The sequence below is a fragment of the Arthrobacter sp. 9AX genome, assembly GCF_902506095.1.
Lineage (GTDB): Bacteria > Actinomycetota > Actinomycetes > Actinomycetales > Micrococcaceae > Arthrobacter.
Window position 1 is genome coordinate 772,775 of sequence record NZ_LR733293.1, and the last position, 19,765, is coordinate 792,539.

At 66.2% G+C, this 19,765-nt stretch carries 22 protein-coding genes; 10 read left to right on the forward strand and 12 right to left on the reverse strand.

Annotated features, from left to right (window positions below; genetic code table 11):
- Positions 1-26 precede the first annotated feature (26 nt).
- Both fbaA and BACI348_RS03640 read left to right on the forward strand, forming a co-directional pair.
- A complete protein-coding gene (gene fbaA / locus BACI348_RS03635; protein ID WP_159823993.1) occupies positions 27-1,046 on the forward strand; it encodes a class II fructose-bisphosphate aldolase in 1,020 nt (339 codons plus the stop codon).
- Positions 1,047-1,048: 2 nt separating this feature from the next.
- A complete protein-coding gene (locus BACI348_RS03640; RefSeq protein WP_159823994.1) occupies positions 1,049-1,471 on the forward strand; it encodes a DUF3151 domain-containing protein in 423 nt (140 codons plus the stop codon).
- Positions 1,472-1,609: 138 nt separating this feature from the next.
- On the opposite strand, the gene BACI348_RS03645 is transcribed toward BACI348_RS03640, so the two are convergent.
- Entirely contained in the window at positions 1,610-2,239 is a 630-nt protein-coding gene (locus tag BACI348_RS03645; protein WP_159823995.1) for a uracil-DNA glycosylase family protein, read from the reverse strand.
- A gap of 268 nt (positions 2,240-2,507) precedes the next feature.
- Here BACI348_RS03645 and BACI348_RS20880 point away from each other — a divergent pair, with 268 nt between their 5' ends.
- The 3 genes from BACI348_RS20880 (at position 2,508) to BACI348_RS03660 (ending at position 4,820) form a co-directional block, all read left to right on the forward strand.
- Positions 2,508-2,780: a hypothetical protein gene (locus tag BACI348_RS20880; RefSeq protein ID WP_268892386.1), complete on the forward strand. Its 273-nt coding sequence runs from the start codon at positions 2,508-2,510 to the stop codon at positions 2,778-2,780.
- Between the two features lie 95 nt (positions 2,781-2,875).
- Positions 2,876-4,165: an adenylosuccinate synthase gene (locus BACI348_RS03655; RefSeq protein WP_159823996.1), complete on the forward strand. Its 1,290-nt coding sequence runs from the start codon at positions 2,876-2,878 to the stop codon at positions 4,163-4,165.
- 301 nt (positions 4,166-4,466) lie between these two features.
- Positions 4,467-4,820, forward strand: a complete 354-nt coding sequence (locus tag BACI348_RS03660) for a YegP family protein (protein WP_159823997.1) — start codon at positions 4,467-4,469, stop codon at positions 4,818-4,820.
- A 244-nt stretch (positions 4,821-5,064) separates the two neighbouring features.
- Here the strand turns inward: BACI348_RS03660 and BACI348_RS03665 are convergent, their stop codons facing one another.
- The 7 genes from BACI348_RS03665 to BACI348_RS03695 all read right to left on the reverse strand — a co-directional run bounded on the left by BACI348_RS03665 (position 5,065) and on the right by BACI348_RS03695 (position 12,914).
- Positions 5,065-5,559 carry a CoA-binding protein gene (locus tag BACI348_RS03665; RefSeq protein ID WP_159823998.1) on the reverse strand — a complete coding sequence of 165 codons (495 nt, stop codon included), beginning with the start codon at positions 5,557-5,559 and terminating at the stop codon, positions 5,065-5,067.
- Positions 5,556-6,908, reverse strand: a complete 1,353-nt coding sequence (locus BACI348_RS03670) for an O-acetylhomoserine aminocarboxypropyltransferase/cysteine synthase family protein (protein WP_159823999.1) — start codon at positions 6,906-6,908, stop codon at positions 5,556-5,558. The genes BACI348_RS03665 and BACI348_RS03670 overlap by 4 nt, the downstream gene beginning before the upstream one ends.
- Positions 6,908-8,101 carry a dimethylsulfone monooxygenase SfnG gene (gene sfnG / locus BACI348_RS03675; RefSeq protein ID WP_159824000.1) on the reverse strand — a complete coding sequence of 398 codons (1,194 nt, stop codon included), beginning with the start codon at positions 8,099-8,101 and terminating at the stop codon, positions 6,908-6,910. Before sfnG ends, BACI348_RS03670 begins: the two co-directional genes overlap by 1 nt.
- Positions 8,098-10,062: an acetate--CoA ligase gene (gene acs, locus BACI348_RS03680; RefSeq protein WP_159829751.1), complete on the reverse strand. Its 1,965-nt coding sequence runs from the start codon at positions 10,060-10,062 to the stop codon at positions 8,098-8,100. The genes sfnG and acs overlap by 4 nt, the downstream gene beginning before the upstream one ends.
- The gene (locus BACI348_RS03685) at positions 10,053-10,955 is read right to left on the reverse strand and encodes an ABC transporter permease (protein ID WP_159824001.1); all 903 of its coding nucleotides are present in this window, start codon (positions 10,953-10,955) and stop codon (positions 10,053-10,055) included. Before BACI348_RS03685 ends, acs begins: the two co-directional genes overlap by 10 nt.
- Positions 10,955-12,004, reverse strand: coding sequence for an aliphatic sulfonate ABC transporter substrate-binding protein (locus BACI348_RS03690; protein WP_159824002.1), 1,050 nt, complete (start codon positions 12,002-12,004; stop codon positions 10,955-10,957). Before BACI348_RS03690 ends, BACI348_RS03685 begins: the two co-directional genes overlap by 1 nt.
- A gap of 94 nt (positions 12,005-12,098) precedes the next feature.
- Positions 12,099-12,914: an ABC transporter ATP-binding protein gene (locus tag BACI348_RS03695; protein ID WP_159824003.1), complete on the reverse strand. Its 816-nt coding sequence runs from the start codon at positions 12,912-12,914 to the stop codon at positions 12,099-12,101.
- A gap of 316 nt (positions 12,915-13,230) precedes the next feature.
- Here BACI348_RS03695 and BACI348_RS03700 point away from each other — a divergent pair, with 316 nt between their 5' ends.
- Positions 13,231-13,656 (forward strand): CoA-binding protein, encoded by a 426-nt coding sequence (locus tag BACI348_RS03700; protein WP_159824004.1) that lies wholly within the window; start codon positions 13,231-13,233, stop codon positions 13,654-13,656.
- A gap of 7 nt (positions 13,657-13,663) precedes the next feature.
- Here BACI348_RS03700 and BACI348_RS03705 read toward each other — a convergent pair whose 3' ends face one another.
- Positions 13,664-14,698 (reverse strand): isopenicillin N synthase family dioxygenase, encoded by a 1,035-nt coding sequence (locus BACI348_RS03705; RefSeq protein WP_159824005.1) that lies wholly within the window; start codon positions 14,696-14,698, stop codon positions 13,664-13,666.
- Positions 14,699-14,743: 45 nt separating this feature from the next.
- Between BACI348_RS03705 and BACI348_RS03710 the strand changes: the two genes are divergently transcribed.
- Genes BACI348_RS03710 through BACI348_RS03725 form a run of 4 tightly spaced genes read left to right on the forward strand, consistent with a single transcriptional unit; the run spans position 14,744 to position 16,330 of the window.
- Positions 14,744-15,160 carry an MmcQ/YjbR family DNA-binding protein gene (locus BACI348_RS03710; RefSeq protein WP_159824006.1) on the forward strand — a complete coding sequence of 139 codons (417 nt, stop codon included), beginning with the start codon at positions 14,744-14,746 and terminating at the stop codon, positions 15,158-15,160.
- Entirely contained in the window at positions 15,157-15,705 is a 549-nt protein-coding gene (locus BACI348_RS03715; RefSeq protein WP_159824007.1) for a DUF1990 domain-containing protein, read from the forward strand. The genes BACI348_RS03710 and BACI348_RS03715 overlap by 4 nt, the downstream gene beginning before the upstream one ends.
- Entirely contained in the window at positions 15,702-16,022 is a 321-nt protein-coding gene (locus tag BACI348_RS03720) for a putative quinol monooxygenase (RefSeq protein ID WP_159824008.1), read from the forward strand. The genes BACI348_RS03715 and BACI348_RS03720 overlap by 4 nt, the downstream gene beginning before the upstream one ends.
- A 14-nt stretch (positions 16,023-16,036) precedes the next feature.
- Entirely contained in the window at positions 16,037-16,330 is a 294-nt protein-coding gene (locus BACI348_RS03725) for a DUF503 domain-containing protein (RefSeq protein ID WP_159824009.1), read from the forward strand.
- 79 nt (positions 16,331-16,409) lie between these two features.
- Here BACI348_RS03725 and purL read toward each other — a convergent pair whose 3' ends face one another.
- The 3 genes from purL to purS are packed head-to-tail and all read right to left on the reverse strand — an operon-like array spanning position 16,410 to position 19,742.
- Positions 16,410-18,719, reverse strand: coding sequence for a phosphoribosylformylglycinamidine synthase subunit PurL (purL, locus tag BACI348_RS03730; protein ID WP_159824010.1), 2,310 nt, complete (start codon positions 18,717-18,719; stop codon positions 16,410-16,412).
- Entirely contained in the window at positions 18,716-19,489 is a 774-nt protein-coding gene (gene purQ / locus BACI348_RS03735; RefSeq protein WP_159824011.1) for a phosphoribosylformylglycinamidine synthase subunit PurQ, read from the reverse strand. Before purQ ends, purL begins: the two co-directional genes overlap by 4 nt.
- A gap of 1 nt (position 19,490) precedes the next feature.
- Positions 19,491-19,742 (reverse strand): phosphoribosylformylglycinamidine synthase subunit PurS, encoded by a 252-nt coding sequence (gene purS / locus BACI348_RS03740; RefSeq protein WP_159824012.1) that lies wholly within the window; start codon positions 19,740-19,742, stop codon positions 19,491-19,493.
- Positions 19,743-19,765: the final 23 nt, after the last annotated feature.

A 19,765-nucleotide genomic window follows, 5' to 3' on the forward strand; every position in this document is an offset into this window, starting at 1 on the left:
AGACGAACCTCAGCATAGGAGTCAGCATGCCCATTGCAACCCCAGAGATCTACTCCGAGATGATCGACCGCGCAAAGGCGGGCGGCTTCGCATTCCCGGCCGTGAACGTGACGTCCTCGCAGACGCTGAACGCAGCCCTGCGCGGCTTCGCCGAAGCTGAGTCCGACGGCATTGTCCAGGTCTCCACCGGCGGTGCGGCCTACTGGTCCGGCGCTTCCACCAAGGACATGGTTGCCGGTTCGCTGGGCTTCGCGGCCTTCGCCCGCGAAGTGGCCAAGAACTACAACGTCAACATCGCCCTGCACACGGACCACTGCCCCAAGGACAAGCTGGACAGCTTCGTCCTGCCGCTGCTCGCCGCTTCCGAGGCTGAGGTCAAGGCCGGCCGCAACCCGATCTTCAACTCCCACATGTGGGACGGCTCCGCCGAGACCCTGCAGGAGAACCTGCGCATCGCCCGTGAACTGCTGGAGCGCGCAGCTGCCGCCAAGATCATCCTTGAGGTCGAAATCGGCACCGTGGGTGGCGAAGAGGACGGCGTTGAGAACGAGATCAACGAAAAGCTGTACACCACGGTTGAGGATGCCCTCGCTACCATCGACGCACTCGGCGCCGGCGAAAACGGCCGGTACATCACCGCCCTGACCTTCGGAAACGTCCACGGCGTCTACAAGCCGGGCGGCGTGAAGCTTCGTCCGGAGATCCTCAAGGACATCCAGGCCCAGGTGGGCGCCAAGATCGGCAAGGACAACCCGTTCGACCTCGTGTTCCACGGTGGCTCCGGCTCCTCGGACCAGGAAATCGCGGACGCCGTCTCCTACGGCACCATCAAGATGAACATCGACACCGACACCCAGTACGCCTTCACGCGTCCGGTGGCGGACCACATGTTCCGCAACTACGACGGCGTCCTGAAGGTTGACGGCGAAGTCGGCAACAAGAAGACCTACGACCCCCGCGTCTGGGGCGCCTCCGCCGAAGCAGGCCTCGCAGCCCGCGTCGTCGAGGCCACCAAGCAGCTCGGTTCGGCCGGAAAGACCTTCTAGGAATGTCTGACGAGTTCCGCCGGAACCTCATGGGACCCGAGCCCACGCTCCTGCCGGCCGAGACCGAGGTCAACCAGCAGCTGGAAGCGGGCCAGGAGCCCCTGGATCTCGTGGCCAAGCACCCCACGTCCTCGCTGCTGTGGGCTTTGCTCGCGGAAGAGGCGTGGGATGACGGGCGCACCATCGACTCCTACGCCTACTCCCGCGTGGGCTACCACCGCGGGCTGGACTCGCTGCGCCGCAACGGCTGGCGCGGCGTGGGCCCCATTCCCTGGGAGCACGAGCCCAACCGCGGCTTTCTGCGCGCCCTGTATTCGCTGGGCCGCGCGGCATCGGCCATCGGCGAGGCCGAGGAACCGGAGCGGATCGAGAAGTTCCTGAATGACTCCGACCCCGCAGCGAAAGCAGCGATCGAAGCGAAGTAAACAGCAGCGCGAGGTCACGTCCGGCCCAGCTCCATCGGAAAGATGGGCCGGACGTGACCCCGGCCTTGTTTCAGTACGACGACGGCCGGTCACCCTTTTCGGGAAGGGTGACCGGCCGTCGTCGTACTTAAAGCGTTGCTATGCCTTCTGCAGGCCCGTGCGCGCCATGGCGTCGGCGTAGGCCACACGCATGGCTTCGAGGTATTCCTCCTGGCGCGCGGGCGAGCCTGCGAAGGCGCGGCCGCTGAGCGAGCGCACCTTGTAGGTCTTCAGGCCGCGGCGCCAGAGCAGCGGAACTTCGGTCTTCAGCAGCAGGTTGGCCAGGCGGTTGGCTTCCGTGCCGTGTGCCACGATCACCGAAGCGCGGGGGACCAGGGCCAGGAACTTGAGCAGCGGCTTGAGGCCGGCCTGCACCTGGTCCGGGGTGAATTTGCCGTTCAGCTCACCAGGGGTGTGCCACGGGTGGACGTTCCACGGCATCACGAATTCGGGGCGGAGCCCCAGCTTCCACTGGATGCCGAGCATCCGGGTTGCGGCGTCCGCATCCCCGGCGGTGATGAAACCGGACTTGTCCATCTCACCAATGTTTGAGTACAGGCTGATGATCCGGCACTCCTCCACGTCGTGCATGGGATCAACGTAGGGCACTACGGTGCCGGGCTTTGCCTCCTGCAGGGAATCACACAGTTCGTTGACGGCGGCAACATTGGGTTCGTAGCGGCGGCTCAGAAGCTGCTCATGGAAGGATTCGGGTGCCAGGGCTGTCATGTAGTGCTGGGTCTCCTGCGGGGATTGGTGTTGCTGCCACCGCGGGAAATAGGCGCACGATGGCGCACCACATCCGAGGTGGTTGAAATGGGGTGGGCCGATTCCTGGTCGGCCTGTCCCAGTTTAGCAAGCCCCGGGAAACGAAACGCCGGGACAGTTGCACCGGGAAAAGCAGGATGCGGGCCGGCAGGAGGACTTGCTGAAACGTAATCACTTCATGGCGCGTTCTGTTATGCCAATTGACAACTTCAGTGAAGCTTGATGGCTCTTGTCACAGCCTGCAGTCAGCGTGGGCGGCGGTGCCGAAATCATCAGCCGCAACGGCATCGCCACCCTGCTGTTTGAGATGCGGGGCATGTCCGATCACTACCTGGACGGTTGCGCCCTGGGTGACAGCCTGCCGCGCCTCCGGCAGGAGGCCTTTTACTCCGCAAGCAGGGTTGCGGCGGGCCAGCGGGTGGACAAAGTCGCCGATCGGCTAAACTTGGGTGGTAAGAGCCCCGGAACTCTTGCTTCCCTGTGCCGCCCCGCGGACCAGTGAAGGCCGGTCGATTCGGGGCATTCTCATGAACGGCGCTGTACCGTCCCGCCACGCTGTGACGGCCCGGGCAGCCCGAACGAATGGGGGAGGATCCCATGCCAGCAATTGTGATCGTAGGAGCCCAGTGGGGCGACGAAGGAAAAGGCAAGGCCACCGACCTGCTGGGCGGCCGTGTTGATTACGTCGTCAAGCCAAACGGCGGCAACAACGCCGGGCACACCGTCGTCGTAGGCGGTGAAAAGTACGAACTCAAGCTGCTGCCGGCAGGCATCCTCAGCCCCAACGCCGTCCCGATTATCGGCAACGGCTGCGTGGTGAACCTCGAGGCACTCTTCCAGGAAATCGAGGGCCTCCAGGCCCGTGGCGCCGACACGTCCAAGCTCCGCGTCTCCGCCAACGCCCACCTCGTGGCCCCGTACCACCAGGTGCTGGACAAGGTGACCGAACGCTACCTCGGCAGCCGCGCCATCGGCACCACCGGCCGCGGCATCGGCCCGGCCTACATGGACAAGGTGGCCCGGTTGGGCATCCGCGTCCAGGACGTCTTCGACGAGTCGATCCTCCGCCAGAAGGTGGAAGGCTCGCTGCGGCAGAAGAACGAACTCCTGGTCAAGATCTACAACCGCCGCGGTGTTGTGGTGGACGAGATCGTGGAGTACTTCCTGTCCTTCGCGGACCGGCTCCGCCCGCTGGTCATCGACAGCACCCTGGTTCTCAATACTGCCCTGGACGAGGGCAAGGTAGTGCTGATGGAAGGCGGCCAGGCCACCTTCCTGGACGTGGACCACGGAACCTACCCGTTCGTGACGTCTTCCAACCCCACCGCCGGGGGCGCCTCCGTGGGCTCGGGCATCGGCCCCACCCGCATCTCCCGCTCCATTGGCATCATCAAGGCGTACACCACCCGTGTTGGCGCCGGACCGTTCCCCACGGAACTGTTCGATGACATGGGCGTGTACCTGCAGAAGACGGGCGGCGAATTCGGCGTCAACACCGGCAGGCCGCGCCGCTGCGGCTGGTACGACGCCGTGCTGGCGCGCCACGCCTCCCGGGTCAACGGCTTCACGGACTACTTCGTCACTAAGCTGGACGTGCTCACCGGCATCGAACAGATCCCGGTGTGCGTGGCCTACGACGTGGACGGCGTCCGCCACGACGAAATGCCCATGACCCAGACCGAATTCCACCACGCTGTGCCGATCTTCGAGTACTTCGACGGCTGGACTGAGGACATCACCGGGGCCCGCACCCTGGCAGACCTGCCGGAGAACGCCCGCAACTACGTGCTGGCCCTCGAAAAACTGTCCGGTACGCGTTTCTCGGCCATCGGCGTGGGCCCGGACCGGGACCAGACCATCGTGGTCAACGATCTCATCAACGACTGACAAGTGGGCCGCCCGCACCCTGGCCTTGGGAGGCCAGGGAGCGGGCGGCAACCACCGCTAGAACCGGCCCTCCAAGGTGACCCGCCGCCGTCGTCGACTGGGAAATCGCCGTGAATTTACAAAGGGTTAACGCCTCGGGTCTTGCGGGGTAGCGGCCTACCGGCGAGACTCGTTGGTACACCCGGTGACCCGATCACCAATCGTTCGACCAGACCCGCGGGAAAAGGCGCAGCATTGCGCCCTGACCGGCCGGTGGCAACGGCGCCCCCGGACAAGGACCCGCAGAACGGAAGGATTAGTTATGGCCGGTAAGTTCGAAGCGTTTGTTGACCACAATTCTTTTTTCAGGTTCCGCCTCCTTGGGCCCGACGGCAGCATCATGGCCGTCTCGGGCCCTTTTGACACCAAGTCCGCACTCGCCGCCGGGATCGCCGCCGTCAGGGAATGTGCAGGCACCGGACTGGTGACTGATCTCTGTCCGGCCGGCACCGTGCCGCGCCAGGCACCTGTTGCAGCTCCGGCGCCGGCCGCTGCTCCCTTACAGGATGACTGCGACGACCGGCGCGGATCCACGAACGCACACATCTTCAGCCTGTCCAAGGGGCAGCGCCGGCAGGGAAGCCGGCCGCGCTGGATCACCGCCGCTGCCCGCTGAAAGTTTTTTGCCGCAGGGCGTAACCCTCGGCGTGCCCGGAGCGATTACGCTTATGTAGCGCCGGCCTGGAACTTGTCCCCCATCACGTTCCAGGCCGGCTCTTTCACTTCCGGGGCCGGAACACCTGGCGCAACAGCAACGCGTGGCGGCCCGGGAAGCCGGAGAGGGCAAGTGCGGGGGACCGGCGGGCACGGCGCTTCCCCGGACCCCTTGGCAGGGCCTGGCTAAGCGGTAGGCGGGGCGGTCAGGCCATAACCTGCCGCTTGGAGGAAATCACCCCGGTATCGAAACCGGCGAGGTGGAGTCCACCGTGGAAGCGGGCGTGTTCAATCTTGACGCAGCGGTCCATGACCACGTTCAGCCCCGCAGCTTCCGCGTCCGCCGCCACCCCTTCATGCCAGGACCCCAGCTGCAGCCAGAGGGTTTTTGCCCCGGCAGCCACTGCTTCATCGAGTACGCCCGGCAGGTCGTCATGCTTGCGGAACACATCAACGATGTCCGGGCTCTCCGGCAGGTCCGCCAGTGAAGCGTACGTGGGCCGGCCCAGGATTTCCCTGACCACGGGGTTGACGAAGTACACCCTGTACCGGGTGGAGGACAGCAGGTACGTGGCTACGAAGTAGCTGGCACGCGAGGGCTTGTCCGAGGCGCCCACGATGGCAATGGACGTGGCCTGCCGGAGCAGGCCCAGGCGCTCGGGCGCGGACGGGCCGGCCCAGGTGCGTTCGGCGGTGTTCATGCGTTTACTCCAATCGTGCAGGCTTCCGTGGCGGAGGACGGGCCGGCAGCCGGGCTGGCGGAAAGCTCCGCGGCCTCCGTCAGTGCCTGGTCCAGGTCCCACAGGATGTCATCGAGGTCCTCCAGGCCCACCGAAATACGGACCAGGTCCTCCGGCACACCTGCGGACTCCAGCTGTTCGTCGCTCAATTGCTGGTGGGTGGTGGAGCCAGGGTGGATCACCAGCGTCCGGGAGTCGCCCACGTTGGCAAGGTGCGAGGCCAGTTGCAGGGATTCGATGAACTTCTGGCCGGCAGCACGCCCGCCCTTGACCCCGAAGGAGAAGACCGATCCGGGTCCCAGCGGCAGGTACTTCCGCGCCCTTTCAAAGTGCGGGTGCGAGGGCAGGCCGGAGTAGTTGACGTACGCCACCCTGTCATCGTTTTCCAGCCATTCGGCCACGGCCCGGGCATTCTTCAGGTGCTCGTCCAGCCGCTGCGGCAGGGTTTCCACACCCTGGAGCAGCTGGAACGCGGACTGCGGCGACAGGGCCGGGCCGATATCGCGCAACTGCTCGCTGCGGAGCTTGGTGAGGAAACCGTATTCACCGAAGTTGCCCCACCAGGAGACGTTGCCGTAGGAAGCCACGGGCTCGGTCATGGTGGGGAATTTTCCGTTGCCCCAGTTGAAGCGCCCGCTCTCCACCACCACGCCGCCAAGGGTGGTCCCGTGGCCGCCGAGGAACTTGGTGGCGGAGTGGATCACGATGTCCGCGCCGTGCTCGATGGGCCGCACGAGGTACGGCGTGCTCAAGGTGGCGTCGACCACCAGGGGGATGCCGGCGTCGTGCGCCACCTTTGCCAGCGCCGCCAGGTCCTGGACCTCCGACGACGGGTTGGCCACCACCTCCACGAAAATCGCCTTGGTGTTGTCCCGCACGGCCGCGGCATAGTCGGCGGGGTCGGTGCCGGGGACGAAGGTAGTGTCCACCCCGAAGCGCCGGAGGGTTACGTCCAGCTGCGTCACCGTACCGCCGTACAGCTGGGAAGCGGCCACGATGTGGTCTCCCGCCTGCGTCAGTGCGGCGAAAGTGATGAACTCAGCGGCCATGCCCGACGACGTTGCAACCGCTCCAATGCCGCCCTCAAGGGATGCGATGCGCTCCTCGAATGCGGCCACGGTTGGGTTGCCGATCCGGGAGTAGATGTTGCCGTACTTCTGCAGGGCGAACAGGTTGGCGGCGTCGTTGGTGTCCTTGAAGACAAAAGACGTGGTCTGGTAGATCGGGACGGCGCGGGCGCCGTGTTCGGCGTCGGGGGTGCCGCCGGCGTGCAGGGCGCGGGTACGGAATCCGAAGGTGCGGTCAGCCATCAGACAGCCACCGCCTCAGCGGCAACCGGGGTCTGTGAAAGATCGAGTTCCGTGCCGTTCTTCCGTGCCAGGTCCGCTTCCAGTTCACGCACGATCGGCAGGATGTCCCGGCCGAACGCCGCCACCTCCTCCTGGAAATGCAGGTAGCAGGTGAGGAACAGGTTCACGCCGATCTTCTTGTACTCCACGATCCGCTCAGCGATCTGCTCCGGGGTGCCGATCAGCTGGGTCTTGAAGCCGTCGTTGTACTGGATCAGGTCCTCGAACGTGGAATCCGCCCACATGCCCTTGCCGTCCTTGGTGGAAGCGCCGGCTTCCTGCACCGCGTCACGGAAGCCCTGGACCGCGGGCTTGTGTGCCTTCTCAACGATTTCCCGCAGGGTGTCCCGGGCCTCCTTCTCCGAGTCGCGGGCGATGACAAACCCGTTGAGGCCGAACCTCGGAGCGGCGAGCTGCCCTTCGGTGCCGCGGCGGGCCTCGCCGGCTGAGGCGACAACCCCGGCGATGTTCTCCTTGAAGCCCTCCAGGTCCTTGCCGTTGGAGAAGTACCAGTCCGCCACGCGGCCCGCGGTGGCCTGTGCCGCCGTCGAGTTGCCGCCGAAGAAGATCTCCGGGTGGGCGCGGCCGGGGACGTCCACCGGGGCGGGGTTCAGGGTGAAGTCGGTGATGTTGTAGTACTTGCCGGACTGGCTGTACTCCTGCTCGGTCCACAGGCCGCGCAGCACGTTGATGAATTCCTCGGTGCGGACGTAGCGCTCGTCGTGTTCCAGCCATTCCAGGCCGAAATTGGTGAACTCGTTCTTCAGCCAGCCGGAGACGATGTTGACGGCGGCGCGGCCGTTGGAGATGTGGTCAGCGGTGATGATGTACTTCGCCAGCACGCCGGGGTGCCACATGCCGGGGTGGACCGCGGCGATCACCTTGAGCCGCTCGGTGGCAGCCAGCAGGGCAAGGCTGAAGGAAGTGGCCTCGTGCTGCTTGTCCGCTCCGTAGGAGGCGGCGTAGCGGGTCTGCGTCAGGGCGTATTCGAAGCCTGACTGCTCGGCGATGCGGGCCAGTTTCTTGTTGTAGTCGAAGTCCCAGCCGGTGCGCTGTTCAATGGTGGAAACCACCAGGCCACCGGAGACGTTGGGCACCCAGTACGCGAACTTGAGCGGTTCGGAGAGCCGGGCAACATTGCTGATCTCGGTCATGAATCTTCCTTTGCTAGGGCCCGCTGGTGCAGGACTGCCTGGATGCCGGCGATGGCCGGCTCGTTCTGGAGGGAGGTGGTATCGCCCAGCGCGGTACCTTCGAACAGTTGGGTGAGCAGCCGGCGCATGATCTTGCCGCTGCGCGTCTTGGGAACATCAGGAACCACCACGACGTCGCGCGGTTTGGCAATGGGGCCGATCTCCCTGGCCACGTGCTGCCGTAGCTCTTCGCCCACATCCGCGGCACCGCGGGCGTGGGCGTCTGTTTTAAGGACGACAAAGGACACCACTGCGTGCCCGGTTTTCGGGTCCGCTACCGGACAGACGCCGGCTTCCACCACGTCCGGGTGCGAGACCAGGGCGGATTCGATTTCGATGGTGGAGAGCAGGTGGCCTGAGACGTTCAGGGTGTCGTCCACCCGGCCCAGGATCCAGATGTCGCCGTCGGAGTCGTACTTCGCGCCGTCGCCGGCCAGGAACCAGCCCTGGAGCGCGTACTTGCTCCAATAGGAATCGAAGTAGCGCCGCGGGTTGCTCCAGACGGTGCGCGCAATGGCGGGCCCCGGAGAGTCAACCACGATGTATCCCTGGACGCCGGGCGCAACCGTATTGCCGGCGTCGTCCACCACGCGGGCGCTGACGCCGGGAAGGGGACGTGCCGCGCACCCCGGCTTGAAACTGGTGTCCGTGGGTGCCGGGGAGAGGATGGTGGCGCCCGTCTCGGACTGCCACCACGTGTCCACGACGGGTGCGGTGCCCGCGCCCACGTTCTCCCGCAGCCAGCGCCAGGCCTCCGGGTTGACGGCCTCGCCAACGGTCCCCAGCAGGCGGATCGAGGAGAGGTCGTAGGTGTCCGGCACGCCGTCCGGGAACCAGCCCATCAGGGAGCGCACCAGGGTGGGGGCGGTGTAGTACTGCGTGACGCCGTAGCGTTCGATGATCTCGAAGTGCCGGCCCGGATGCGGCGTATTGGGCGTGCCCTCGAAGATCACCTGGGTCACGCCGTTGGAGAGCGGTCCGTAAATCTCGTAGGTGTGCGCCGTGACCCAGGCCAGGTCCGCGGTGCACCAGTGCACGTCCTTGTCCCGCAGGGCCGGATCCGGGTTGCTGAACAAGTGCTCGAAGCTCCACGACGCCTGGGTCAGGTAGCCGCCGGACGTGTGCACCAGGCCCTTGGGCTTACCAGTGGTTCCCGACGTATACATGATGAACAGCGGTGTCTCGGCGTCGAACGCCTCCGGCTCATGGACGTCCGGGGCGGAGCCCACAACCTCGTGCCACCAGAGATCGCGGCCCTCTGTCATCGGGACGGTCGCCAGTTCGGCCGACGGGGTGGTGCGGTTGACCACCAGCACGTGCTCGACGGCGTTGTCACCGGACACGGCGGCGTCAGCGTTGTCCTTCACCGGGACGGCCGCTCCGCGGCGGAACTGGCCGTCGGTGGTGACCAGCAGCTTGGCGCGGGTGTCCTCCACCCGGAACTTCAGTGCTTCTGCCGAGAAGCCGCCAAACACCAGGGAGTGGATGGCGCCGATGCGGGCCACGGCGAGGGTGATGATGATGGTTTCGGGGATGACGGGCAGGTAGATGACCACGCGGTCCCCCTTGCCGATGCCCAAGGCCAGGAGGGCATTGGCCGCCTTGGACACCTCGCGCTGGAGTTCGGCGTAGGTGATTGACCGGCGGTCGCCGGGCTCGCCTTCAAAGTGCAGGGCCACCTTGTCGCCCCGGCCGGCGGTAACGTGGCGGTCCACGCAGTTGACGGCCACGTTGAGTTTGCCGCCCTCAAACCAGGTGATCTCCGGGCCCCGGCCCGCTTCCGGGTCTGCCGGAACCCAGCGGTGTGCGGTGTGCCAGGCGGTGTCCCAGTCCAGGCGCAGCGCCTGCTTCTCCCAGAAGGCAACGTTGTCCGGGCGGACCCCTGCGTTCAGGTCCAACGTTTCGGTGGTGCTCAAGCCCATCGTTTCACCGCCCACTTTTCTGCCAGGCCCAACAGGGCGTCGGTAATTTTTCCAATCACGGCCAGCATCACGATGGCCAGGAGCAGCCGGTCGGTGCGGCCGTTGTTCTGGGAGTCGATCAGCAGGAAGCCCAGTCCCATCGAGGAAGCGATCAGTTCGGCGGCCACCAGGAACAACCAGGCCTGGGCAAGGGCCAGGCGCAGCCCGGAGAAGACTGCCGGCACCACGGCGGGCAGCTGCACGGTGGTCAGCAGCCGGACCCCTTTGAGGCCGAAAGCCCGGGCCGCCTCCACCAGGTTGCGGTCCACATGGCGCAGCGCCAGGGACACCGTGGTGAACACCGGGAAGAAGGCGCCGATGATGATGAGCGTGACCTTGGAGTCCTCGCCGATCTTCATCCACAGGATGAGCAGCGGCACCCACGCCAGTGACGGCACGGCACGCAGTGCACCTATCGTGGGTGCCAGCAGGGCATCGGCCAGTTTGGACAGTCCCACGGTGGCGCCCAGGATCAGGCCCAGGGCAGCTCCCACCAGGAATCCGATCAGGACCCGCTGGGTGGAGATGGCGATGTGGGTGCCAAGTTCGCCGCGTTCGAGGAGTTCACCGGCGGCGGAGAGAACCATGGCCGGCGGGGGCAGTTGGACCACGGTGAACAGGCCGCCGGAGGAAGCCAGCTGCCAGGCTGCCAGCAGGGCTGCCGGGATGATGAGGCCAAGGGGCAGACGCGCCCAGTTCCTGGAGCGGACTCCGGCGGGAGACCATCCCGGTGCCGGAGCAGGTGCCGTGCCGGCACCCGGCTGGGCGGCGTCTGCCGCGGTTGCGGGAGCGGCTGCAGCACGCCCATCCGCAACACTGCTGCCGGTGGCGGAGGAATCTCCCTGACTGCTCATCAGGAAGCCTTAATGGCTGACGGGTCAGCCTTCTTCACCAGCGAGTCGTCGAGAAGGGAGGCCACGGCGTCGTCAATCTGCTTCTGCGTCTTGACGTCTCCGGTTTCCACGAAGGTGGGGCCGATCTTCTCCAGTACTTTGCGCTGCGCGTCGCCCGGGACCGGGCTGACGTCAAGGTTGCTGCGCTCCAGGACCACGGTCTTGGCTACGGCGAGGTCCAGGCCGGCGACGTCGGCCAGGATCTGTGCTGTTTGGTCCGGGTTCTCTGCCGCCCAGGCGCGGGCCTTCTCGTAGGCGTTCACCACGGCCTGCGCCAGTTCCGGCTTGTCCTTCAGGAAGGATTCGGTGGCGTTGAGGAAGCCGTAGGTGTTGAAGTCCAGGTTGCGGTAGAAGAGCTTGGCGCCCTTCTGCTCAGCCCCTGCCATGATCGGGTCAAGCCCGGACCAGGCCTGGACCGAGCCGTTTTCCAGGGCCGTGCGGCCGTCGGCGTGCTGCAGGTTCTGGACCGTCACGTCACCGGGCTTCAGTCCCGCCTGCTCCAGGGCCTGGAGGAGGAAGAAGTAGGGGTCGGTGCCCTTGGTGGCGGCCACGGACTTGCCCTTGAGGTCCGCCACGGACGCGATGTCCGAGCCCGCGGGTGCCACCAGGGCTGCCCACTCGGGCTGGGAAAAGATGTCGATGGTCTTGATTTCAGACCCGTTGGCGCGGGCCAGCAGGGCGGCGGACCCCGCAGTGGATCCGACGTCGATGGCGCCGGAGCGGAGGGCTTCATTGGCTTTGTTGGAGCCCGCGGACTGGACCCAGTTGACGGTGACGCCCTGCTCCTTGAGGCTGGCCTCCAGCCACCCCTGGTCCTTGATGACCAGGCTCAGGGGGTTGTAGGTGGCGAAGTCGATGTTCAAGGTGCCGCCGTTGCTGCCGCCGGCCTGGCCCGCGCCGCCTGAGGACCCTTCACCTGCGACGCAACCGGTCAGGACCAGGGCAGCGGAAGCGGCCACGGCTGCTGCGCCAAGGAGCGAGCGGCGGGTGATGGGACGTGTGTACGGCATGGTTTTCCTTTATGGTGATGGGCCAACGAGTGGTGGGTGGATCAGGTGAACCGGCGGCGGGCAGGCTGCGGGACAGGAGGCCGACGGCGGGAGGTCAGTGCGCGTCCACGCCCAGGGTCTGCAGCAGCGAACCGCGCAGGTGTGCCAGTTCCGCGGAGGCGCGGTCCCTGGGGCGGCTGCCGGGGACCTCGACGGTCCGGACGATCGTGGCCCCGGGGCCGCCGCCGTCGTTGCCCAGGACGATGATCCGGTCCGCAAGCTGGAGCGCCTCATCCACGTCGTGGGTCACCAGCAGGACAGTGGCCGGTTCCACCCGATGGACGTCCAGGAGCAGGTCCTGCATCCGGATCCGGGTCAACGCGTCCAGTGCGCCAAAAGGTTCATCGAGGAGCAGGACGCCGGGGTTCCGGGCCAGGGCGCGGGCGAGCGACGCCCGCTGCGCCATGCCGCCGGACACCTCACGGGGGCGGTGCTTGGCAAAATTCTCCAGGCCCACGAGTTCCAGCAGGCGCGCCACCTTGGCCTTGCCCTCTTTGGCGCTGCAGCCGGCGGGCAGGCCGATGGCAATGTTGGCCTGGAGGGTGTGCCACGGCAGCAGGCGGGGTTCCTGGAAGGCGAAGGCGCAGCGGGCGTCGATGCCCTGCACGGCGGTATCCTCGATCACCACCGAGCCTGCACTCGGCGAATCGAGTCCGGCCGCGGCCCGCAACAAGGTGGATTTGCCGCAGCCGGACGGCCCAAGGATGGCCAGGACTTCGCCCGCTGCTACGTCGAATGTCACGTCCCGCAGTACGGTGTGCGCGGTGGCCCCGGCACCGAAGGAACGCTGCAGGCCACGGAAGGACAACGGCAATGCAGCAGCATGGCCGGGGGCAGTCCCGGCAGGCCGGGAGGGCAGAACTGTAGTCATCGGATCACTCCATCGGTCCTGGCAGTAGCACCCGGCAGGATCCGGCCCTCGTCGGAGTGGTCAGCTCCGGACACTGTGGCCGTGTCCTTGCTGTCACCGGAGCCCGGGAGGCCTCTGGTGACCAGGGTTGCTGCGGCGTCACAGATCCAGGTCTCTCTGCCGCTCGGGATGGTCACCTCCAACTAGACCTAAATGAATGCGAGATCCCAAATGCAGGCTGTCGGCGCGTAATATTCGTTCATCCCGGGTGTAATCCTTCCGTGTCATCGTAATGTTCGGCAGAAGGCGTCCGGGGGGCTGGGCGTAAGCTGGGGGCATGGGACACGCCAACGATCCTGCAGTCATCGAACGCCTCATGCGAACCAAAGGGCGATGGGCCATCGTCGGTTTGACCACCAATGAGTGGCGTGCGGCGTACGATACTTCGTTGTTCATCCGGGACCGGCTGGGGATGGAGATCATTCCCGTGAACCTGCCGGGAGATCCGGTGCACGGGGAAGAGGGTTACCGCACCCTGGGTGACATTCCACCCGAAAAGCATCCCATCGACGTCGTGGACTGCTTTGTGAACTCGCAGAAGGTGGGGGCCGTGGTTGACCAGGCCATCGCCGTGGGGGCGAAAGCGGTGTGGCTGCAGCTTGGCGTGATTGACGAGGAAGCGGCGGAACGGGCGAAAGCGGCCGGGCTGGACGTTGTGATGGACACCTGCCCTGCCCAGCAGGCCTGGAAATACAATCTCTGACCTGGCGTCAGCCGGAGCGTTTCAGGAGGTCCGGGTAGTACCGTTCCGTGACGTCGGGGTGCGCCCGCATCCTGCCTTTGAGCATGTTCATCCCAAAAGATGCCAGGAGCGGGTTGGCGGGATCGTCCGAAATGCCCCTCGCTTCGGCCTTCAGTTCGGGCGGCAGCGGAACGGGGTCGATGACGGCGTCGAGCCGCGGCGACCAGAAGAACGGGACCGAGTACCGGTCCACGCCCGGGGGCGGTGCCTGGACCCGATGGATCGTGGCCACGAGGTAGCCCTCTGTAGCGACTTCGAGCATCTCGCCCAGGTTGACCACCAGGGCTCCGGGTATCGGCTTCACAGGCTCCCATGCAGTTGCCCCGGGCGGAAGAACCTCCAGTCCGCCGACGTCGTCCTGCAGCAGGAGGGTGACAAAACCGTAGTCCGCGTGGGAGCCCACGCCCTGGTCGCCGGCAGCTTCCACAACACCGCCCACGTAATGAACCAGCTTTCCCATCCAGGCGGGGGAACCGTGGAACGGCTCATCGAAGTAGTTTTCCGGCAGTTTCAGCGAGACAGCGATGGCCCGGAGCAGCTCCGTTCCTATCCGGGACATCAGCTCCGCCCACTCCATGGCTGCCGCTTTGAGTTCCGGAAAGGACTCATCCGGCCAAAGGTTCGGGCCCTGGAGCAGCCAGTACGGCTCGTCCTCCGGGTAGTCAGTAACCGGCTCGCGGTCCGGTGAGTAGTCGATCTGCTCGCGTGCATCCGCCCTTCCCTGGGTAACCTCAGTGCCCATCCGCGTGTAGCCGCGGAAATGCGGTGAGAGCCGGTTGTCCAGCTTCATCCGCTCCTCCAGCGGCAAGGAGAAGAACCGCCTGAGAAGGTCCAGCAGGCGCTCAGGCTGGCCCGGGGAGGCGCCGTAGCCGGTGACCTGAAAGAAACCCACATGGTGCGTCGCGTGGCGCAACTGCTCAATGAAGTCCGGGCTGAAGGAACCGTCTGCCTGCCGTGCCCTGCCCAGGTCCAGAACAGGAATAGCCCCCTGATCGTGTGACATCCTCGCAGACTAGCACCGCGGCAGCCGGCTTTATAGGCTTCCTGCATGGACCCTGCTGCACTGAAGAAGATCTGCCTCGCGTTTCCCGGCGCGTATGAGGATTACCCGTTCGGGCCGGAAACTGCCGTATTCAAGGTCCGGGCCAGCATCGCAGGTGGCGCCGGGCATGAAGCCAAGCTCTTCGCACTGTCATCGCTGGATGTCCGGGACTTCTACGTGAACCTCAAGTGCGAGCCGACCCTGGCCGTGCAGCTCCGCGCCGCGCACCCGGAGATCACAGGTGCCTGGCACATGAACAAAACGCACTGGAACGGGGTCCGCCTGGACGGAACGCTTCCGGACAGCATGGTCAGGGACATGGTGGAGGACTCCTACGACCTGGTGGTGGCCGGTTTGAGCAGGAAGCAGCAGGCGCAGCTGGGCTGGGCCCGCCTGGCGGACTCCCGGGGCGCCGGCCAGTGAAGGCCGGAGGGGCCGGGCAGCTGGACTACCCCGGCATCGGCGGCACGGAGCACGGGGTTGCCCCGGCGGGGTATGCCAGTGTCCTGGAAGAGGTCCAGCTCGGCACCGGCTTCGCCGTTTACCGCCGGGTGGCCGCAGGGATTCTCGGATGGGAACTGCAGCGGCGGGCGGGCCTGCGGGTCCGCACGGGTTCAGCAACGGCCGTAACCGGGGCGCGGGTGGCGAGCGGATTCGGCGTCGGACCTTTCCGGCTGAACGCACCCTGTGAGGTGGTCTGGGTCCACGAACCACTGCCGACCGACGTGCCGCAGTCCACTGGATTTGGCTACGGAACACTGCCCGGGCACCCTGCGCGCGGTGAGGAATCCTTTGAAGCGATGATCAACGGCGACGCCGCGGTGGTGTTGCGGATCCGCGCATTCAGCAAACCCGGCAACTGGTTTTACGCGGCTGGCGGACTGGTGACCCGTGCGGCGCAGCGCCACGTCACGTCCCGGTACATTGAAGGGGCACGCCAACTCGCAGCGGAAGGACTACGCCCGTGATTTTTATCGTCGTCAAATTCAAGGTCAAGCCGGAATGGTCGGAGCGCTGGCCCGCCCTGGTGGCCGACTTCACCGAGGCCACCCGCAAGGAGCCGGGCAACCTCTGGTTCGACTGGTCCCGCAGCCTCGATGACCCGAATGAGTACGTCCTGGTGGAAGCCTTTAAGGACGATGCCGCCGGCGACCACGTCAACAGCGCCCACTTCCAGCAGGCCATGAAGGACATGCCCCAGGCTCTGGCCGAAACACCCCGGATCATCAGCCGCCAGCTCGACGGCGACGCCTGGGACCGGATGGGCGAGCTCACCATCGAATAGGAAGGGCCGGGCCTATGTGGATCGGCTGGATCGAGTTCGACATCCTCCTGGGCGACGTGCAGAGCCTGAAGGAGAAACGGTCCGTGGTCAGGCCCCTCATCGCTGAAATCAAGCGCCGCTTCGACGTCTCAGTCGCTGAGGTGGGGGACCACGACCAGTACCGGCGCACCCGGCTGGGCGCCGGCCTCGTGGCAGCGGACCGGGCGCACCTCGTGGAGGTGCTGGCCGCCGTCGAACGCCTGGTGGCCGGGCGCCCCGAAATCGAGCTGCTCAGTGCCCGGCAGCGGGAGCTCCACAGCGAGGATTAAAACACCAACGCGGGGTCATTTTCCGCCCATCCCAAGGGGATCATGGGCGGAAAGTGACCCCGCGTTGGTGCAGGAAAGGTCAGCCGAAGTACTTCGGCAGGGTCCCTTCGTGGGCTTCGCGGAGGGCGTCCAGGGACAGGCTCTCCACGCCGTTGATCTCCAGGGTGCCGCTGGCCGCGTCCACCACACCGATGCGGGTGTGGGCGAAGCCGCGGGCGGTGCACATGTCCGTGAAGCGCACTTCCTCGGACCGGGGCACGCCCACCACGGCACGGCCCTGGGATTCCGAGAAGAGCGCCGTGAACAGGTCCACGCCGTCCCGGTCCAGGACATCCTGGAGGGCGATCCGGGCACCCACGCCGTAACGCAGCGAGGACTCCACCAGGGCAGCGGCGAGGCCGCCCTCGGAGAGGTCGTGGGCGGAATCGATCATGCCGTCACGGGATGCGTTGATCAGGATCTCGCCCAGTGCACGTTCGGCGTCGAGGTCAACCCTGGGCGGCTGCCCGCCCAGGTGGCCGCGCATGTTGGCCCACTCGGAACCATCCAGCTCGGCAGCCGTGGTGCCCAGCAGGTAGATCGCCTGGCCGTCCTCACGCCAGCCCGACGGCGTCCGCCGGGCAACGTCGTCGAGCTTGCCCAGGACTGCCACTACGGGGGAGGGGTGGATCGGCGTGGTGCCGGTCTGGTTGTACAGCGAGACGTTGCCGCCGGTGACCGGAACGCCGAGCACCTTGCAGGCATCGGACAGGCCGCGGATGGCCTCGGCAAGCTGCCACATCACATCCGGGTCCTCGGGGGAGCCGAAGTTCAGGCAGTCGCTGACGGCCATGGGCACCGCGCCGGAGGTGGCGACGTTCCGGTAGGCCTCGGCCAGCGCCAGCTGCGCGCCGTGGTAGGGGTCGAGGTAGGTGTAGCGGCCGTTGGCGTCGGTGGCGAGGGCAACGCCCAGGCCGGTTTCCTCATCCACGCGGACCACGCCGGCGTCGTCCGGGAACGCCATGGACGTATTGCCGCCCACGTACCGGTCGTACTGGTTGGTGATCCAGGACTTGGAGCACATGTTCGGCGATGCCACCAGTTCGGTGACGGCCTTGGCGAGCTCGGCCGGAGCCGAGGGCCGCCCGGCGTCCTGCACGGAACCGGTGAAGGTGTCAGCCTGGACGGCGTCCTGCCACTCCGGACGGGCGAACGGGCGGTCGTAGACCGGGCCGTCGTGTGCCACGGTGCGCGGATCGACGTCGACAATCACCTCGCCCTCCCAGGTGATAATGAGGCGGCCGGTGTCGGTCACCTCGCCCAGCCAGGCGTACTCAACGGCCCACTTGTCCATCACGGCTTCGAACGCGGCGACGTTCTCCGGGGTGACAACGGCCATCATGCGTTCCTGCGACTCGGACATCAGAATTTCGCCCGGGGTCAGCGTGGGGTCGCGCAGCAGCACGGAGGTCAGCTCAACCTGCATGCCGCCGTCGCCATTTGATGCGAGTTCGGAGGTGGCGCAGGAGATGCCGGCGGCGCCGAGGTCCTGGATGCCTTCCACCAGGGAGCCCTTGAAGAGCTCCAGGCAGCACTCGATCAGGACCTTCTCGGCGAAGGGGTCGCCCACCTGCACCGCAGGGCGCTTGGAGGGCTTGGTGTCATCGAAGGACTCAGAGGCCAGCACGGAGGCGCCGCCGATGCCGTCACCGCCGGTGCGCGCACCGAACAAGACCACCTTGTTGCCCTTGCCGGAAGCGTTCGCGAGGCGGATGTCCTCGTGGCGCATCACGCCCACTGCGAGGGCGTTGACCAGCGGGTTGCCCTGGTAAACGGAGTCGAACACCATTTCGCCGCCGATGTTCGGCAGGCCCAGCGAGTTGCCGTAGCCGCCGATGCCGGCAACCGCGCCGTGCATCACGCGGGCGGTGTCCGGGTGGTCGATCGCGCCAAAGCGCAGCGGATCCATCACGGCGACGGGGCGGGCGCCCATGGAGATGATGTCGCGGACAATGCCGCCGATGCCGGTGGCGGCGCCCTGGTAGGGCTCAACGAACGACGGCGAGTTGTGCGATTCGATCTTGAAGGTCACGGCCCAGCCGTCCCCCAGGTTGGTCACGCCGGCATTTTCGCCGATGCCCACCAGCATGTCCTTCTTCATCTCCGGGGTCACCTTCTCGCCGAACTGGCGCAGGTGGTTCTTGGAGGACTTGTAGGAGCAGTGCTCGCTCCACATGACGGAGTACATGGCGAGTTCGGCGCCGGTGGGGCGGCGGCCCAGGACCTTGACGATCTCGTCGAACTCGTTCTGCTTCAGACCCAGCTCGGCCCAGGGCAGCTCCGTGTCCGGGGTCTTCGCAGCGTTCTCGACAGTGTCGATATTGAACTTCTTGGTGGTTTCGATGCTCACTTGTCGCCTCCCACAATCTTGGTCAAAACGGAGGTGAAGAAGCCGAGGCCGTCGGTGTCGGACCCGCCGACGCCATCCAGCGATTCGGGGCCGAAGCCGGCCTCCACAGCGTGCTCGGGGTGCGGCATCAGGCCCACCACGTTGCCCGCGGCATTCGAGATGCCGGCGATGTCGCGGCGGGAGCCGTTCGGGTTGAAGCCGACGTAGCGGAACACCACGCGGCCCTCGGCCTCCAGCGCGTCCAGGGTCTTCTCGTCCGCGATGTACTGGCCGTCCTGGTTCTTCAGCGGCACAGTGATTTCCTGGCCCGCCTGGTAGTCCAGCGTCCATGCGGTGTTGCTGTTCTCGACGCGCAGGACCTGGTCGCGGCACATGAATTTCAGGTGGTCGTTCTTGATCATCGAACCGGGCAGCAGGTGCGATTCGGTGAGGATCTGGAAGCCGTTGCAGATACCGAGCACGGGCAGCCTGGCGTCGCTGTTGGCGGCGTCGATGATCTTTGACATCAGGGGTGCGAAGCGGGCAATGGCTCCGGCGCGGAGGTAGTCGCCGTAGGAGAAACCGCCGGGAATGACGACGGCGTCCACGTCGCCAAGTTCCGTGTCAGCGTGCCAGAGTTCGACGGCGGTGCCGCCGGCAAGGCGGACGGCGCGGGCTGCGTCGCGGTCATCGAGGGTGCCCGGGAACGTGACGACGCCGACGCGTGCCCCTGCGAGGCGCGGTTCGGCGGCGACAGCGATGGCCTCGCCGATCAGGGGAAGTTCAGTCATGTCAGGCCTCGACGACCTCGACGTTGACGACGTCCTCGATCACGGGGTTGGACAGGAGGGTCTCTGCGGCATCGCGTGCCTGGGCCAGGATCTCCTCGGTCACCTCGCCGTCGACGGTCAGTTCAAAACGCTTGCCCTGGCGGACAGCGCTGAAGCTGGTGAAGCCCAGCCGGGGCAGGGCGCCGACGATAGCCTTCCCCTGCGGGTCCAGAATCTCGGGCTTGGGCATAACGTCAACAACGATCCGGGGCATCCGGTAACTCCTGTGCGTGAGCT

What these genes read in the sequence shown, in the direction of transcription:
- BACI348_RS03655 (WP_159823996.1), top strand. Translation starts at nt 2,876, where the DNA reads ATGCCAGCAATTGTGATCGTAGGAGCCCAGTGGGGCGACGAAGGAAAA.
- BACI348_RS03665 (WP_159823998.1), bottom strand. Translation starts at nt 5,559, where the DNA reads ATGAACACCGCCGAACGCACCTGGGCCGGCCCGTCCGCGCCCGAGCGC.
- BACI348_RS03700 (WP_159824004.1), top strand. Translation starts at nt 13,231, where the DNA reads ATGGGACACGCCAACGATCCTGCAGTCATCGAACGCCTCATGCGAACC.
- BACI348_RS03685 (WP_159824001.1), bottom strand. Translation starts at nt 10,955, where the DNA reads ATGAGCAGTCAGGGAGATTCCTCCGCCACCGGCAGCAGTGTTGCGGAT.
- purQ (WP_159824011.1), bottom strand. Translation starts at nt 19,489, where the DNA reads ATGACTGAACTTCCCCTGATCGGCGAGGCCATCGCTGTCGCCGCCGAA.
- fbaA (WP_159823993.1), top strand. Translation starts at nt 27, where the DNA reads ATGCCCATTGCAACCCCAGAGATCTACTCCGAGATGATCGACCGCGCA.
- BACI348_RS03690 (WP_159824002.1), bottom strand. Translation starts at nt 12,004, where the DNA reads ATGCCGTACACACGTCCCATCACCCGCCGCTCGCTCCTTGGCGCAGCA.
- BACI348_RS03695 (WP_159824003.1), bottom strand. Translation starts at nt 12,914, where the DNA reads ATGACTACAGTTCTGCCCTCCCGGCCTGCCGGGACTGCCCCCGGCCAT.
- BACI348_RS03710 (WP_159824006.1), top strand. Translation starts at nt 14,744, where the DNA reads ATGGACCCTGCTGCACTGAAGAAGATCTGCCTCGCGTTTCCCGGCGCG.
- BACI348_RS03725 (WP_159824009.1), top strand. Translation starts at nt 16,037, where the DNA reads ATGTGGATCGGCTGGATCGAGTTCGACATCCTCCTGGGCGACGTGCAG.
- BACI348_RS03670 (WP_159823999.1), bottom strand. Translation starts at nt 6,908, where the DNA reads ATGGCTGACCGCACCTTCGGATTCCGTACCCGCGCCCTGCACGCCGGC.
- BACI348_RS03705 (WP_159824005.1), bottom strand. Translation starts at nt 14,698, where the DNA reads ATGTCACACGATCAGGGGGCTATTCCTGTTCTGGACCTGGGCAGGGCA.
- acs (WP_159829751.1), bottom strand. Translation starts at nt 10,062, where the DNA reads ATGGGCTTGAGCACCACCGAAACGTTGGACCTGAACGCAGGGGTCCGC.
- sfnG (WP_159824000.1), bottom strand. Translation starts at nt 8,101, where the DNA reads ATGACCGAGATCAGCAATGTTGCCCGGCTCTCCGAACCGCTCAAGTTC.
- BACI348_RS03640 (WP_159823994.1), top strand. Translation starts at nt 1,049, where the DNA reads ATGTCTGACGAGTTCCGCCGGAACCTCATGGGACCCGAGCCCACGCTC.
- purS (WP_159824012.1), bottom strand. Translation starts at nt 19,742, where the DNA reads ATGCCCCGGATCGTTGTTGACGTTATGCCCAAGCCCGAGATTCTGGAC.
- BACI348_RS03660 (WP_159823997.1), top strand. Translation starts at nt 4,467, where the DNA reads ATGGCCGGTAAGTTCGAAGCGTTTGTTGACCACAATTCTTTTTTCAGG.
- BACI348_RS03645 (WP_159823995.1), bottom strand. Translation starts at nt 2,239, where the DNA reads ATGACAGCCCTGGCACCCGAATCCTTCCATGAGCAGCTTCTGAGCCGC.